This is a genomic window from Azospirillum sp. TSO5, assembly GCF_003116065.1.
Classification (GTDB): Bacteria; Pseudomonadota; Alphaproteobacteria; order Azospirillales; family Azospirillaceae; genus Azospirillum.
In genome coordinates this window covers 1-14900 of sequence record NZ_LGQY01000012.1, presented here as the reverse complement: position 1 = coordinate 14900, position 14900 = coordinate 1, and the positions used below count along the sequence as shown (strand labels likewise).

The 14900-nt window shown below is 67.0% G+C and carries 12 protein-coding genes; 7 read left to right on the top strand and 5 right to left on the bottom strand.

Features of this window, described 5'->3' with window-relative positions:
* Positions 1-15: 15 nt before the first annotated feature.
* The 4 genes from TSO5_RS03085 to rfbH are packed head-to-tail and all read right to left on the bottom strand — an operon-like array spanning position 16 to position 5498.
* Complete coding sequence (locus tag TSO5_RS03085) at positions 16-564, bottom strand: NUDIX hydrolase (protein ID WP_109150190.1); 549 nt, start codon at positions 562-564, stop codon at positions 16-18.
* Positions 561-1562: an NAD(P)-dependent oxidoreductase gene (locus TSO5_RS03080; RefSeq protein ID WP_109150189.1), complete on the bottom strand. Its 1002-nt coding sequence runs from the start codon at positions 1560-1562 to the stop codon at positions 561-563. The genes TSO5_RS03085 and TSO5_RS03080 overlap by 4 nt, the downstream gene beginning before the upstream one ends.
* Positions 1559-4150, bottom strand: a complete 2592-nt coding sequence (locus TSO5_RS03075; RefSeq protein ID WP_109150188.1) for a glycosyltransferase — start codon at positions 4148-4150, stop codon at positions 1559-1561. Before TSO5_RS03075 ends, TSO5_RS03080 begins: the two co-directional genes overlap by 4 nt.
* Positions 4151-4166: 16 nt before the next feature.
* Positions 4167-5498: a lipopolysaccharide biosynthesis protein RfbH gene (rfbH, locus tag TSO5_RS03070; protein WP_109150187.1), complete on the bottom strand. Its 1332-nt coding sequence runs from the start codon at positions 5496-5498 to the stop codon at positions 4167-4169.
* A 395-nt stretch (positions 5499-5893) separates the two neighbouring features.
* On the opposite strand from rfbH, the gene TSO5_RS32540 reads away from it, so the two are divergent.
* The 7 genes from TSO5_RS32540 (at position 5894) to TSO5_RS03040 (ending at position 12680) form a co-directional block, all read left to right on the top strand.
* Positions 5894-6070 (top strand): hypothetical protein, encoded by a 177-nt coding sequence (locus tag TSO5_RS32540; protein ID WP_158282333.1) that lies wholly within the window; start codon positions 5894-5896, stop codon positions 6068-6070.
* Positions 6071-6343: 273 nt separating this feature from the next.
* Positions 6344-7150 carry an aldolase/citrate lyase family protein gene (locus TSO5_RS03065; protein WP_247870564.1) on the top strand — a complete coding sequence of 269 codons (807 nt, stop codon included), beginning with the start codon at positions 6344-6346 and terminating at the stop codon, positions 7148-7150.
* Positions 7151-7189: 39 nt separating this feature from the next.
* On the top strand, positions 7190-7948 hold the full coding sequence (locus tag TSO5_RS03060) for an SDR family oxidoreductase (protein ID WP_109150185.1): 759 nt from the start codon (positions 7190-7192) through the stop codon (positions 7946-7948).
* Entirely contained in the window at positions 7932-9044 is a 1113-nt protein-coding gene (locus tag TSO5_RS03055; RefSeq protein ID WP_109150184.1) for a 3-dehydroquinate synthase family protein, read from the top strand. The genes TSO5_RS03060 and TSO5_RS03055 overlap by 17 nt, the downstream gene beginning before the upstream one ends.
* Positions 9041-10849 (top strand): thiamine pyrophosphate-binding protein, encoded by a 1809-nt coding sequence (locus TSO5_RS03050; RefSeq protein WP_109150183.1) that lies wholly within the window; start codon positions 9041-9043, stop codon positions 10847-10849. The genes TSO5_RS03055 and TSO5_RS03050 overlap by 4 nt, the downstream gene beginning before the upstream one ends.
* A 277-nt stretch (positions 10850-11126) precedes the next feature.
* Entirely contained in the window at positions 11127-11465 is a 339-nt protein-coding gene (locus TSO5_RS03045) for a hypothetical protein (protein ID WP_109150182.1), read from the top strand.
* Between the two features lie 138 nt (positions 11466-11603).
* Positions 11604-12680 (top strand): tail fiber domain-containing protein, encoded by a 1077-nt coding sequence (locus TSO5_RS03040; protein WP_109150181.1) that lies wholly within the window; start codon positions 11604-11606, stop codon positions 12678-12680.
* A 25-nt stretch (positions 12681-12705) separates the two neighbouring features.
* Here the strand turns inward: TSO5_RS03040 and TSO5_RS03035 are convergent.
* Positions 12706-14900, bottom strand: a 2195-nt coding sequence (locus TSO5_RS03035; protein ID WP_146203665.1) for a glycosyltransferase, incomplete at its 5' end; no start/stop codon positions are given.

Genomic DNA, 14900 nt, shown 5'->3' with positions numbered 1-14900 from the left:
GCGTGTTCCGGAAATTCAGAGGGTGAAACGGAAAACCGGTCCGGGCGGAAGCTCGGACCCCGACAACCAGGCTTCATAGACCGTGTGCGCCGGATACAGCCGGTCCGGCACACCCCGATGCCAGGCGAGGGCGCCGGGACGGGGAGGAGACTGAGTCAGAAGAGCCGTGTTCCGGATCGGACCGGTCAGCCGGCAAAGGAAAAGAAGAGAAAAGAAATGGCCGCGGGCGGTGCGGAATTCCGTCATCGCCAGGGGGGCGCCGTCGGCCTCCACCGTCGCGGTCAATTCGGCCTCGGCACAGGCGGCGATGCGCCGGGCCACCGGTTCGTCGACGCGGATGATGCTGCCGGGGATGTGCCATCCCCGGCCCCAGTCGTCCTCGCGCCACGCCAGCAGGCTGCGCCCTTCGCCGTCGCGGACGAGCAGATCGACGTTGACCATCGGCGTGATCTTCAGGGCGAAGTCGAACACCGGCTCCGGCAATCCCCGCTGCGGATCGGGAACGGCCTTCAGCACCTCGTTCAACTGGCCGGTCAGGCGGCCGGCGACGTGATCGTCGGTCATGCCGCGCGCCTTTCATCCGGGGGCAGCGCCGCGACATAGGCGGCGGTGTCGAGGATCTGCGCATCCAGCGGGCTGAGCGTGATCCCATGCCGGCCGGCCAGCCGCCGCCAGGGGGCCGGATCGCCCAGATAGCGGTCTTCCCGCCCCGGGTCATGGGGCGGCCGTTCGATCGGGATGCCGATCCGGCCAAGCAGGGCGGCACAACGCCGGGCCAACTCCCCGACCTCGACCGGTTCCAGCCCGGCCACGTCGAACAGGCTGGCCCCGTCGCCCGGTGCCAGGGCCTCGGCGATCATCAGATTCAGGGCGTCGCCGACATGGGTATAGGCGCGGACGACGTTGTGCGGGGCCCGCAGGACCACCGGCCGGCCGTCGATCAGCGCGGCCAGGATCGACCCCAGCGCATAAAGGGGCAGCTTGTTCATGAAGGGGCCGGACAGGTTGAACACCCGACCGATCGCCACCCGGAATCCCCGGCGCTCCGCCAGGGCGGTGAAGCGATCCTCGTCCTTCAGCTTCAGCGCGCCGTAGGGATTGGAGAGGGCCGCATTTCCCATGGCTCCGTACACGGCGCCGGAGGAGGGCAGGACCAGGCCGGCTGGCCGTACCGTCTCCAGCCAGCCTGCGACGGTGTCGGCGATGGCGGCGTTGCCGCGCTCATAGGCGTCCGGCGACAGGCCGTCGACCTTGTCCTTGGTCAGGAAGGCGAGGTGGAGCACCAGCGGCGCCTCCACCCGCAAATCGCCGAGTTCGGACAGCGGGCGCACCTCGACAGACCGCCCGCCCGGCAGCGGCATCGTTCGCGCCGCCGACCCGAACACATGCAGCCGTGACGGCAGGTCGCTGGTCTCTGCGCTGCAGCCGATCATGTGCAGGATGGCCTGCCCCATCCATCCGCCGCCGCCGATGACGACGACCGGCCGCTCCTGCGCGGCGAGCGCGGCGGCGATCGACGGGTGCAGGGCGGGGATCGGAAAAGGGGAGGTGGTGATGCTCATGGCGTGCCTGCTCCTGCCCTGCCGGCGCCGGGGTGGTCGCCCGAGGGGTTCGTCGCGGCACGCCCGCGAAGCCGGGCCAGACGCGGCACCCGACCGCCGCGGCGGCCTTCCTGCCGGCCGAACTGCAGCCAGTGCTGAAGGGCGCCGGTGACGCCGCCCCGGGCGATGGCCTCGGCCACGTCCGGGTTCGTCGCGAGATAGAAATGATCGTCGAAGTCGGGGCCGACGCCATGGCCGGCGGCCCGGCCATGGCGCAGGAAATGCTCCAGCGGACTTTGTCCGCGCGCGACCGCCTCCGCCGCATCCGCATAGGTCTCGACATACCAAGCCGGGTCGAACAGGTCGAACGGCCGCCAGCCCTGCGCCGCCCCGATCATCCGGTAATGGTCGAGGGGGGAGGCGAACTGTCCCGATGATATGGCGGCCATCACCTCCGGATGGGCGGCGCAATAGCCATCGGCGTCGAACCACAGGATCGGGCTCAGTCCCAATGCACGTCCCAGCCCAAGCCAGTGGTGCAGGCCGCTGTCCCAGGCTCCTTCGGCGATGCCGCGCGCCACCAACGGATGCGTGATGCGGTACCAGCCTTCATCGAACCAGATGCCGGGGCTGAGGCCGGCGGCGCTGCCCTCGACGCAGAAATGGGTCAGGGCATCGCATCCCAACTGCCGCATCCGCAGATCGACGCCGGGGTTGGCGGTGCGATACCAGTCGGCGTCGAAGACGTTCAGCAGTTCTTCCGGCCGGTAGGCGGCGGCGATGCGCGCGCGCGCGTCCTCCAGGCTGGTGGAGGCGGGATCGGCGGCCCGCCGCGCCGCCAGGACGGCGGCGCGCAGCCGCGTGCGGTCGCCGATGATGCTCAGCGAACCGCTCAGCGAGCCGTCGTCTCCGTCGCCGGCCGCGCCGCCCTCCACCGGAACGGCCACATGCCGGCCGCGCCACAGCGACAGCCGGTAGCCGAGGAAGAGTTCCGCGTCCGGCGCATCGCCCGGCGCGGGCTGTTCCGCGATCAGCCGGTACAGGGCGGCCTCGCCGTCGGCCACCAGGATGGCGGAACCGCGGCCGGCCGGATCGATGCAATCCAGGTTGTCGATGTCGGACGCCGTCAGGGCATGGTCGCCCCGAACCCCCACCATCACGCCGCCCAGCGGCAGGATCTCGTAGCCGTCGCGTGTCGACCAGCAGCCGGCCTGCGATGCCGGGTCGATGCGGGCCTCGATGCCCGCCGCCAACCCTTCGGTGCGATGGCGCAGCGCCGCCGCCAGAGCATCGGCGGCTGCCGCGGCCACCGGCGGCGGCACCGTCGCCAGAAGCCCGGCGAGGGTCGGGGCCGCTTCGGCCTTGGCCGGCGCGGCGTTCCGCCCGCTGCCGCCCAGGATGTCGAGGAGACCGGTCGCCGTCCGGTAGTCTGCAGTCCGGGTCAGCCACCGCGGGTCCTGCGTGGCCACCGCCGCGGCGATGCGGTCCCGTGCCCAGCCGGCCAGCGGCGCTTCGAACGCCGCCCGTTCGTCCGCCGTCAGCAACTCCAGCGCATGGGCGGCCGAAAGGCCGGGATGGGCCGGCGACGGCAGAAGCGACGCGACGACCGTGGCGGTTTCGCGCAGCCGCCGCCCGGTTTCCCGCTCCACCCAGGTTCCCGAGGCCAACACGGTGCCGAGCAGGTCGACGTCCTCCGCGCTCAAGGACTGGGAGGGCTGCCGGCCGTCCAGCCACAGGCACAGCTGTTCGCATGCCTTGATCAGGATGTAGGGCAGCAGGCGCACGCGCCTGTCGGCTTCCGGCTCCACCACCCGGCCGGGGAAGTCGGGCGGCACGACGCCCCGTACGGTCAGCGCGTGAAGATGGCGCAGCAGGCCGCCGACCCACGGGTGCAGCAGCGGCACCTCGGCCGCCGCGGCGAAGCGCCGGAATTCCTCCATCCCGGTGCCGCCCTGGCGCGCCGACACCAGCGGTTCGTCCACCATCACGCATCGCCGGCCATGGAAGGCGTCCAGGAACAGCGCGACATGGGCGTAGATCGGCGAACGTTTCAGGTGCCCGGTCCAATCGGCGGCGTCCAGCGGCGCACGCGCCATAACCATGGCGGTGAAGCAGGCGGCGAGCCCCTTGAAGCCGATGGCGGCGACCAGCCTGTCGAAGGACCAGTCCAGGACCGGCTGGCGCATCTTCACCGCACGGTCGCGGATCGGCGCGCCGTCCGCCGCGATCAGGCGTGGATTGAGGACGAGAACATCCGGCCGGTATGCGGCGAGAAGATCGAGGACGCGCGCGACGGCCCCGTCCTCCGGCTCGTCGTCGTCGCCGAACGGCCAGACATGCTCCCCCCGGCAGTAGGGCAGAGCGAAGGCGAGGTTCTCCTCCGCCGACGGGACGTGGCGGGGAGGGGACACGACGCGCAGGAACGGGAAGGACCGCCCCGCCGCCGCCAGAACCATCGGCGTGTGGTCGGCGGAGTGGTTGTCGCTGACCAGCAGTTCGACCGTCCCGGCGGGAAGCCGGGCGATCTGCGTTCCCAACCGGGCCAGCAGACCGCGCAGGAACTCCGCGCGCCCATAGGTCGGAACGAGGATGGTCAGGCGGGGCGGCATGATGGCAGTCGGCGCCTCAGCGGCTGGCGAAGGCGGTGATGACGTCCAGCATGTAGGCGATGTGCGCTTCGCCCAGGCCCGGGAACAGACCGATCCAGAAGGTTCCGTTCATCACCCGGTCGCTGTTCTCGGTGGATCCGAAGACCCGATAGTTGCGGCCCTTCATGTAGGGCTGGCACAGCAGGTTGCCGCCGAACAGCAGGCGGGTGGCGATGCGGTTGCTCTCCAGATGACGGACCAGCTCGTCACGGGTGAAGGGGGCGCCCTCGGCCACCGTGATGGGGAAGCCGAACCAGGACGGATCGGAGTTGGGCGTCGCCTCCGGCAGGATCAGGCGGTCGGCCAGGGGGGCCAGCCCTTCCTTCAGAAGCGCGAAGTTGCGCTTGCGGGCGGCGATGAAGTCTTCCAGCCGGTCCATCTGGGCCAGCCCGACGGCGGCCTGCATGTCCGTGATCTTCAGATTGTAGCCGAGATGGCTGTACGTGTACTTGTGGTCGTAGCCGCAGGGCAGCGTCCCCAGCTGACGGTCGAACCGCTTGCCGCAGGTGTTGTCCTTGCCGGGCGGGCACCAGCAGTCACGGCCCCAGTCGCGGAAGGATTCCAGCGCGCGCTTGATGGAGCTGCCCTGGGTGAAGACGGCGCCGCCCTCGCCCATGGTGATATGGTGGGCCGGATAGAAGCTGAGGGTGCCGACGTCGCCGAAGGTGCCGACCAGCTTGCCGTCGTAGCGGGCACCCAGCGCGTCGCAGCAATCCTCGACCACCAGCAGGTTGTGGCGGCGGGCGACGTCCATGATGGTGCCGAGATCGAACGGGTTGCCCAGCGTATGGGCGACGACGATGGCGCGGGTGCGCTCGCTCAGCGCCGCCTCGATCTGGTCTGCGCGGATGTTGTAGGTCGGGATGTCGACGTCCAGGAACACCGGCACCAGCCCGTTCTGGATCAGCGGGTTGACGGTGGTGGGGAAACCGGTGGCGCAGGTGATGACCTCATCCCCCGGCTTCAGCGCACGGTCGCGCAGCAGCGGCGAGGTCAGGGCCGTGACCGCCAGCAGGTTGGCCGACGAACCGGAATTGCAGGTCAGGGTATGGCGGACGCCGAGGAAGCGGGACAGCCGCTCCTCGAACTGGTCGTTGAAGCGGCCGGTGGTCAGCCAGAAATCCAGCGAACTGTCGACGAGAAGCTGCATCTCGTGTGCGCCATAGACCTTGCCGGACACAGGCACCGGCGAGCTGCCCGGCACGAAACTCTTCGGGGCATGCGCAAGCTCCGCATACCGCGCGACCAGATCGAGGATCTGTTGGCGCAGCGCTTCCGCTTCGGAACGCTCAAGATCAGCGGCACCCATTTCTGGCATCCTCTTCCAGCTCTTCAGGACTTACCGTGTAATAAGGAAGCAAGGCGGAGAAAAGCAATAAATAACCGCAAAATACTATTCCAGGCAGAGAGAAATATACTAAGAGCGTACAGGCGTGATGCCCTTGGCATTCGGCCCTGAAACCCCCTGTGATGGAAAATGCATGGAAAACATCAAGGAAGCCGGGGATTGCTTGATCGACTCGCTCACCATGCGTCCATCTGTACGCTATATGGGGCCGCTTGCTAGCATGTACCTGACCAAACAGTCTAGTGCATAATTCTAGGTTGCGAGCACGAAAAATATTGCCAAAGTTATAGAAAGTAACAAAATTTACTGCAATCTATGCAGAGTGATTACGGGGGGAAAGCAGCGCGGAGCGCTGTATGGCTCTGAAGAAATTCGCAAATTATAATTTTCAACAAACGCTCGGCCCGACTGGCCATCTTGCGGTTGTGGTTGTGGTAAGTAGCCAAAGAAATCATGTGGATGCACTTGGTTATTTTGTCGCACGGGAAGATTTTTTATCGAATACACCAAAGCTTATGATTCAAACAGTTTAAAGATGATAAGGAGTTGCGTTACAAATTTTAAATTTTATTATCGCTTGACTGAGGAAAAGGTGGTCTCTAACCTCCGGCGATAAGCGTTCGCGGTATTCCACTCTGCGGAAAGGCGCGCGTCAGGTCACGCATAAAGGTTTATAGTCGCCATAGTTGGTGATAAATAGATCGACGTGCCTTTGATGAAGTTTGCGAAAAAGAGAACGGATATTTATTTGCGTTTATGCATATAGGTGTCCGGATTTGTTTACTGGTTGGCGTTATCTTCTGGAGATGGCGATGAATAAGCGTGAACGTGAGATGCTTGACATCCTCAAGCGTGGCCGTGACGATTTCGGGTATTGCGGCGTCAAGGCTGAGTTCGAGGCGGAAGGCACACGCACGGATGAACTGCTTCGCCTTGTGGAAATCACCCGCAAGGCTGGGTTGAAACTCGCCCTGAAAATCGGAGGTTGCGAAGCAATCCGCGATCTCCTCGAAGCCCGTCAGTTCGGCGTCGAGTACATCATTGCGCCGATGGTGGAGTCCGCCTACGCCTTGAGCAAGTTCATCGATGCGAAGAACCTTGTCTTCCGCAGCGATGAGCAGGAAGACACCGATTTTCTCATCAACATCGAGACGATCAACGCCTTCGAAGTTCTGCCCCGCATGATCGAGGTGGCCAAGGGCCCCGGCGGCATCGATGGACTCGTCTTCGGCCGCGTCGATTTCGCGCAGTCCATGGGGCTGAGCCGCGACGCCATCAACAGCGACCAGGTCACCCGGTACGCGCTGGAAACCAGCCGGGCTTGCAAGGGCGCCGACCTCGACATCGTGGTGGGCGGCGGCGTGTCGATGGACAGCCTGGACATCCTGAACCGGATCCAGGGCGAGCACCTGACCCGCTTTGAAACCCGCAAGGTCATCTTCCGCGGCGACGCCGTCAACGAGCGCGGCGTCAAGGACGGCCTGCTGCAGGCGGTGAAGTTCGAACTGCTGTGGCTGCTCAACAAGCGCGAATATTACGGCTCCATCTATGAAGAGGACGCCCGCCGCATCAACATGCTGGAAAGCCGCTGGAAGGTGCTGAGTGGGGAGTGAACGAAACCCGGCCTCCCGGAGAGCGGGAGGCCTGTGGCGATGAGCGGTTCTTCCGTTCTGGTGTTCGGCGGCAGCGGCGTCATCGGCGCCGCCGCCGCGTCCTATTTCCATCGGCGCGGTTGGGCAGTGACGGCAACGGGACGCCGGGCAATGCCACCATCCCCCGCTTCCGGATCCAGTGGGCCGGTGGGGCCGAGCGCCGTGTCGGCCGACGCCGTGCCGATCACGGTCTTCGACCCGTTCGCGCCCGATCCGGACTATGCCTCCCTGGCGGCCGGCGGACCCTACGACGCCGTGGTGTGGGCGCAGGGCGCCAACGTCAACGACAGCCTCTACACGCTCGACATCGACCGCCATATCGAGCTGCTGATGGCCAACTGCGTGTTCATCACCAAGACCATGAATGCGCTGCTGACCCGCAAGATGGTGGTCGAACGCGGCGCGCGCTTCTGCGTGGTCAGTTCCATCTGGCAGTCCATCGCGCGCCAGAACAAGTACAGCTACACCGTCTCCAAGGCCGCCGTGCAGGGCATCGTCCACGCCGCGTCGGTCGATCTGGGACAGGACGGCCATCTGGTCAATGCGGTGCTGCCGGGCGTGGTGGACACGCCGATGACCCGTGCCAACCTGTCGCCCGAACAGATCGATGCGGTGTCGTCAGCCACCCTGTTCAACCGCCTGGTCGGGCTGGAGGATGTGTGCAGCACCATCCACTGGCTCTGCTCGTCCGACAATCACGGGGTGACCGGCCAGTCGGTTGCCGTCGATCTTGGGTTCCGCCATGGCCGTATCCTCTGAGTCCGATCGCTTCACGATCACCTCGTCCCGTGGCGACTACGAGGTGGTGATCGAAGCGGGAAGCTTCGACCGGCACATGGCCGACAGAGGCGGGGCGGAGGGCGGCGCCCCGCTGATCTGCGACGCGCGCTTCGCCGAACGTTTCGCCCCGCTGGCCGGCGACCGCCTGCTGCCGGTCGAGGCGACGGAGCACAACAAGACCATCGAAACCTGCGCCGGGCTGATCGCGGAACTGCGCCGCATGGGTGTCAGCCGCAAGGACGTGGCGACCGCCGTCGGCGGCGGCATCGTGCAGGATCTGACGACCTTCACCACGTCGGTCTACATGCGGGGGATCGACTGGGTCTATTTCCCCACGACCCTGCTGGGCATGGTGGATTCCTGCATCGGTGGCAAATCGGCCATCAATGTGGCCGGGTACAAGAACCTCGCCGGCAACTTCCATCCGCCCAAGCGCATTCACATCGACCCGACCTTCGTCGCCTCGCTGGCGCCCGATCAGCGCGCCGGTGGTCTGCTGGAAGCGGCCAAGATCTGCTTCGCCCGCGGTGACGAAGCGCTCGACGCCTTCCTCGACGCCGCCGCCCGGGCCGGGACGGACCCCGCCGCCCTGACCGCGGCGATCCGCACCAGCCTTCTGTCGAAGAAATGGTTCATCGAGGTGGACGAGTTCGACCGGAACGAACGGCTGCTCCTGAATTTCGGCCACACCTTCGGTCATGCGCTGGAATCGGCTGTCGATTTCCGGATCAATCACGGGGTTGCCGTCGGTGTCGGCATGATGGCGGCCTTCGCCTTCGCCCGGTCGAAGGGGCTGATCGGTCCGGCGGGCGAAACCCGGATCGCCCGTCTGCGTGACTATACGACCGGCCTGCTCCTGACCGTCGACGGTCTGGAGGAGACGCTGCGCGACGCTTCGGCCGAACGCTTCCTGGCGGCCTTCGCCTCGGACAAGAAGCATCTGCGCGACGCCTACGTCATGGTCCTGCCCGACGCCGAGGGGCGCCTGAGCCGGCCTCAGTTTCCGCGAAATGCGGCTATCGACGCCGCGATCATCGCCGCTAACGACAGCGTCATCCGGGAGATTTTCCGTTGAAGTACAGCGACCTGATTGCCGACTGGCTGGTCGATCTCGGCTATACGCACTGCTTCTTCGTTGCCGGTGGCAACATCATGCATCTGGTGGAGAGCCTGAGCCGCCGAATGCGGTGCGTCGCCACCGTGCACGAGGTGGCTGCCGGCGTCGCCGCCGAGTATTTCAATGAAAGCCGGACGGGGACGGGGGAGAAGGCCCTTGCCCTGGTGACGGCCGGCCCCGGCCTGACCAACATCCTGACGGCCTTCGGCGGCGCCTATCTGGAAAGCCGCGAACTGCTGGTGCTGGGCGGTCAGGTGAAGACCACCGACCTCGCCACCGGCGGCCTGCGCCAGCGGGGCATTCAGGAGATCGACGGCGTGGCGCTCGCCAAGCCGGTGTCGGTGCTTTCGGAACGGGTCGAGGATATTTGGGACCGTGCGCGCTTCGAAGCCGCCATCGGCACGGGCGCGAACGGCCGCAAGGGTCCGGTCTTCCTGGAATTCTGTTTGGACGTCCAGGGCCGCTCCCTGACCGAGGCCGAGGCCGAGGCGCTGTCGCGCAGCACCCCCGCCGGCGAGCCGCAGACGGTACCGGCGGCCGATCTCGCCCCCGCCATCGCCGAAATCGCGGCGCTGCTGCGGCAAGCCGAACGGCCGGTCCTGCTGATCGGCGGCGGCGTGTCGCGTACGGCGATGGACCGCTGCCTGACGGCGCTCGGCCGGCTGGGCGTGCCGCTGCTGACCACCTGGAACGGGATGGATCGCGTCCCGGCCGACCACCCGCTCTATTTCGGCCGTCCCAACACCTGGGGACAGCGCCCGGCCAACATCCTGCAGCAGCAGTCCGACCTGGTGATCGCGCTGGGGACGCGGCTGGGCATGCAGCAGACCGGCTTCAATTGGCAGTCCTTCGCGCCGCTCGCCCGCGTGGTCCAGGTGGACATCGATCCGGCCGAACTGGCCAAGGGTCATCCGCGTGTCGACCTGCCGGTCGCCGGGGATGCCGATGCCGTCCTGGATGGCCTGTCGGCTCTGGACGGGCTGCCGTCCTATGGCCCATGGCAGGAGTTCTGCCGCGAGGTGACGGAGATCCTGCCGCTGAACGAGGCCTGCAACATCACGGCGCCCGGCTTCCTGTCACCCTATGATTTCTGCGAAAGCCTGTCGGATCTGTGCCATGGCACCGACGTGGTCATTCCCTGCAGCAGCGGCGGCGCCTTCACCGTCATGATGCAGACCTTCGCGCAGAAGAAGGGCCAGATCATCATCACCAACAAGGGCCTCGCGTCGATGGGCTACGGGCTGAGCGGCGCCATCGGCACCGCCCTGGCCCACCCGGACCGGCGGGTCGTTTTGATCGAAGGTGACGGCGGCTTCGCCCAGAACCTGCAGGAGCTGGGGACGGTCGCGGTCAATGCGCTGAACCTGAAGGTCTTCATCTTCGCCAACGAGGGCTACGCCTCGATCCGCATGACCCAGCGCAACTATTTCGGCGGGCGTTATGTGGGCTGCGACAGCAAGACCGGACTCGGCCTGCCGAACTGGTCCGTGCTGAGCCAGGCCTATGGCATTCCGTGCCTGGAACTGCCTGCCGGCTTCACCGGGAAGGAAGCGGCCTTCACCGAGCTGTTCGAATCCGCCGGTCCTGCGGTCTTCGTCGTTCCGGTCGATCTGGAGCAGACCTATTTCCCGAAGATCACCAGCCGGGTGACCGCCAGCGGTCTGATGGAATCGAACCCGCTGCACCTGATGTCGCCCGACCTGCCCGAGGATGTCGCCGCCCGTGTGCTGCGCCACATGCCGACGGCCGAAACGGTGAGCTGAAGGCGGCTGAAACGGCGGTCGACGCCGCCGGACTTTCCGGTCCCGACAGGTTGGGACCGCAGGCCATCCGGATAGATCGGTGACGATGCACGTTCCGGGGATGCCCCCTGGAGCGTGCATCGTCGTGTCCTCTTTCCGCATCCCGCCACCGCCCCGTTCGTTATGGGAAGCGGAAGCTTGACCATGCCTCGCCTTCGGAATATAAACCCATTTGTGAGCTTTTGGTCCTTCTTGATTTGGGTGCAATCCTTCAATCCTTTCCTTTCCGAGGTGCATCATGCCGCTCTCCACCCAGATGCCCCGTGACGACGATGGCGCTCCGGTCCCCGTGCTCGGTTTCCGGCCGGGTGGTGCCTTTCACCTGCCGGTCACCGCCACCTCCACGCGGATCGGTCCCTTTTCCTCTGGAACCTGCATCGTCAGCCTGGTCTCCGATGGTCCGCTCCATTTCGCCGTCGGGGGTCCCGATGTGACGGCGACCACCGCCGATCACTATCTGCCGGCGGGCCTCTACCTCGATTTGAGCCTGGGTGGCGGCAAGCGGGAACTCCGCACCCATCTGGCGGCGGTTCGTGCGGTCGAGAACTGCACCCTCCATCTGTCCGAGCGGGAGTAGGCGCATGTCCCTCTTCCGGCGGCTCGCCCTCAGGGTCGGCGCCCTGCGTGCGGTCGGCATTCCTGCCTACCTGTCCACCGAAGACCGTAGCGTTCTGATGAGCGAGGACGGTTGGGCCTTGCAAGCGGAGTAAGAACCATGACGGTGCCGATTTCCCAACTGCCCGCCGCCCCAACGGTCAATGGCGCGGATATCGTTCCTATCGTGCAGTCCGGCCAGACGCGGCGGACGACCGTGGATGGCCTGCGGGCCGGGCTGGCATGCCTGGACACCACCAACAGCTTCACGGCCATGGCGCAGTGGAGCGTGACCTACAACTGGAACTTCGCCCCCATCGTCCTGAAGCGGGCGCTGTCGAACGCCTCGTCCGCCAAACAGGTCGCCTTCCTGCTGGGCGGCGACAGCTCCGCCGCCACGGGGGCGGAGTCCTGGGCGATCTATCTGCGCCACGATGCCGCGATCCAAAGCGGGACGACGTCGTCCGCCAACACCAACCTCGAGGTCATCGGACCCGGCCGTCTGATGGTCAATGGCCTCAGCCTGTCGGCGACGGGCATCCAGCCGGCCGCCGACGGTGCCGGCGGTCTCGGCACCGCATCCCGCCGATGGGGAGACGTATGGGCGGCGAACGGGACCATCCAGACCTCCGATGCCCGGGACAAGCGGGACGTGGACATGTTGCCCGAAGCCTTGGGGCTGGGCTTCATCGAAGCGCTGAAGCCGGTCGTTTTCCGCTTTCTCGACGAACGGCGTCCGGCCGTGACGGAAACCCGGCCGGTGAAGCGGCCGCGGACGGTGCGGGTGACGGTCGAACGGGAGACGGTGGCCAACATCGACGGGCTTTGGCGTGTCGTCCGCGAGACGGTCGAGGAGGACCGGCCGGAAACGGAAACCGCCGTCCTGCACGACGCCGAAGGACGGCCGCTTCTCGATACGGCGGGGCGGCCCCTCACCGCAGAGGTTCCGCTGTTCGACGAGGCGGAGGAAACCATCGTCCTGACCCCCGCCGTCGAGCGGGTGCACAGGCGCCTGCATGCCGGTCTGCTCGCCCAGGACGTGAAGGCCGCCCTCGACGCGGCCGGGGTGGATTTGGGGCTGTTCATCGAGGACACCGAGACCGGCCGCCTCGGCCTGCGCCATGACGAACTGCTGGCTCCGCTGATCCGTGCCGTGCAGGAGCTGGCCGGGCGGGTGCGGGCGCTGGAAGCGGCTTGAGAGGCTACGCCGGGGATTCTGCCGATCACCGCATGCCGGCGTGCCCGTCCGCCTTCTCTTCCAGGGCGGGCACGCCGCGGTAATACAGTGCCATGGCGTCCGCTTCCGCCGGTGCCATGGCGCGTTCGCCCGGCAAGGGGACTTCGCTGAGCAGGACGGTGTTCAGGAAGGCCGGGTCCGTCCGCCGGCCAAGCGCGACCAGACGTCCCCATCCCGACGCCCGGATCCGTTCGGCGACGGCACCCAGGTCGAAGGCGATGGGGAACAGCCCGTTCCTCAGCGCAATGGACAGCGTGTAGGAGTAGGTCTCCGGCCAGACCGCCGGGAACCATGCCACGTCGCAATCATGGGCCTGGAGGAGGGCGTCGATCTCCTCCTCCCGGTAGGTGCCGTTGATCCGGGTGTTGCCGCAGGCGTTCAGGGCGCCGTCGCAGGCGGTATGGCCGAAGACGACGAACTCCAGCGGCAGGGCGCGGTCGGCCGCGTCCCTGGCGCAGGCCAGCAGGACATCCGCCCCCTTGTGGCGCCCGACGGCGCCGATCACCGCGACCCGTCGGCGGAACTCCGCCCGGTCCTGCGGCCGCCGTGGCCTGGCCGGCAGCCGGAGATGTTCGGGATGCGGAACGACTACGACATGCAGACCGGGGATATGGCGGGCGATCCGGGTGGCGGCGTCACGGCTCGGCGCAAAGACACGACGGGCGCCGCCGAGGAAGCGGGCATGGCGGCTGCGCCAGCTCATGATCTCGGAGGGATCGGAAGTCGGGATCCCGGAGGGATCGGAAGTTGGAATCCCGGAGGGATCGGCGCTTGCGCTCCCGCTTTCCGTCTGTCGGCCCTGCGACAGGCACCGCGCGCAGACCTCCGGCCCCGGTTCGCCGCAATAGGCGCCGGACGCATCGACCAGATTGATGCGCGGGCAGATCGCCATGTAGTCGTGGACCGTCACATCATAGGCGAGTCCGTGGTCGAGCGACGCCTTGCGGATCGCCGTCATCAAAGGGTCGGCGAAGCCGGCGAGATGATGCACATGGATGTGGCGGATGCCGAGGCCGGCGGCGAAGTCCGCCAGATCGCCCGACGATCCGCGGACGTCGAAGCGCGGCAGGTTCGGGGCGGAGTCCAGGAAGGGGGCCTCCAGGGTGAGCAGCTCGCCGTCCCGTCCGCCGGGACGGCCGATCAGGACGCCGATCCCCTGCCGGTCCAGCAGCACCGACAGCTCGGCGACGTGGCGTTCCGTGCCGCCGCCCAGAGTGTGCGTGATCAGCAGAACCGCCCGATCCGGCCAGCGGCGGCGGAAGCGGGCGGCGTCGATGCGTTCCCGCAGCGGGCGCGGCGGATCGGTATCGGCGAAGTCCTGGACCAGCTGCGGATAGTGCGGGTAAAGCTGCCGGATGGTTTCCAGCGCGGCGGCGATCCGCCGGCCCCGCTCCGCTCCGAACGACACACCGCCGCTGTGGCGCACCCAGGCATCTCCCGCCAGCAGGTGCCGCCAGCCGCGTTGCGAAGCCCGCAGGCAGAAATCATTCTCCTCGCCATAGCCGCGCCCGAAACGGTCGGCGTCGAACAGCCCGACGTCGTCCAGACAGGCCCGCTTGATGTAGAAGCAGAACCCGACGCCGGTCGGCAGGGGAACGACCATGCCGTCATTGACCTCGGCGGCGAGGCGGGCCAGTTCGCGGTCGCCGATCTCCAGCGCGGCGCTGTTGTCGGCCCGGAAGCGTGGATAGCTGCAAATCTCGCCGTTGTTGGTGAGCGGCGTCACCGTGGCGATGTCCGGGGCGAGATGGGCGGCGCGGTGCAGCCGGTCCAGCCAGCCGTCGAACACCTCGGTGTCGGAATTGAGCAGCACGACGTCCCGTTCGGGGTGCAGGGCCATCCCCCGGTTGACCGACTGTACGAAGCCGAGGTTGCGCTCGTTGCGGACCAGTTCGATCAGGCCCAGCCCGGCGATGAAGTCCAGGGTGCGCGCCAAGTCCGGCTCCGGACTGGCGTCATCGACGACGACGAGGCGGTAGGGTGTCCGAACCGTGGAGGTCAGGACGCTGTGCAGGCATAGGAGCGTGTCGTCATGGTGCCCATACACCGGAATGACGATGTCGACGGGCTGTCCGGCCTGCCCGCCGCCCTTAATTCGAGCCTGCCGGCGGGCCAGCGTCTCCCAGAGTCCGGTCTCCCAGCTGCGGCGGGAGGGGACGGAGGGGAGAGGGGCGGGGGCGG

Bases quoted from the DNA above. Each gene is read 5' to 3' on its own strand.
- TSO5_RS03055 (WP_109150184.1), top strand. From the start codon at position 7,932: ATGGCCGTATCCTCTGAGTCCGATCGCTTCACGATCACCTCGTCCCGT.
- TSO5_RS03065 (WP_247870564.1), top strand. From the start codon at position 6,344: ATGGCGATGAATAAGCGTGAACGTGAGATGCTTGACATCCTCAAGCGT.
- TSO5_RS03045 (WP_109150182.1), top strand. From the start codon at position 11,127: ATGCCGCTCTCCACCCAGATGCCCCGTGACGACGATGGCGCTCCGGTC.
- TSO5_RS03085 (WP_109150190.1), bottom strand. From the start codon at position 564: ATGACCGACGATCACGTCGCCGGCCGCCTGACCGGCCAGTTGAACGAG.
- rfbH (WP_109150187.1), bottom strand. From the start codon at position 5,498: ATGGGTGCCGCTGATCTTGAGCGTTCCGAAGCGGAAGCGCTGCGCCAA.
- TSO5_RS03060 (WP_109150185.1), top strand. From the start codon at position 7,190: ATGAGCGGTTCTTCCGTTCTGGTGTTCGGCGGCAGCGGCGTCATCGGC.
- TSO5_RS03040 (WP_109150181.1), top strand. From the start codon at position 11,604: ATGACGGTGCCGATTTCCCAACTGCCCGCCGCCCCAACGGTCAATGGC.
- TSO5_RS03075 (WP_109150188.1), bottom strand. From the start codon at position 4,150: ATGCCGCCCCGCCTGACCATCCTCGTTCCGACCTATGGGCGCGCGGAG.
- TSO5_RS32540 (WP_158282333.1), top strand. From the start codon at position 5,894: ATGGCTCTGAAGAAATTCGCAAATTATAATTTTCAACAAACGCTCGGC.
- TSO5_RS03080 (WP_109150189.1), bottom strand. From the start codon at position 1,562: ATGAGCATCACCACCTCCCCTTTTCCGATCCCCGCCCTGCACCCGTCG.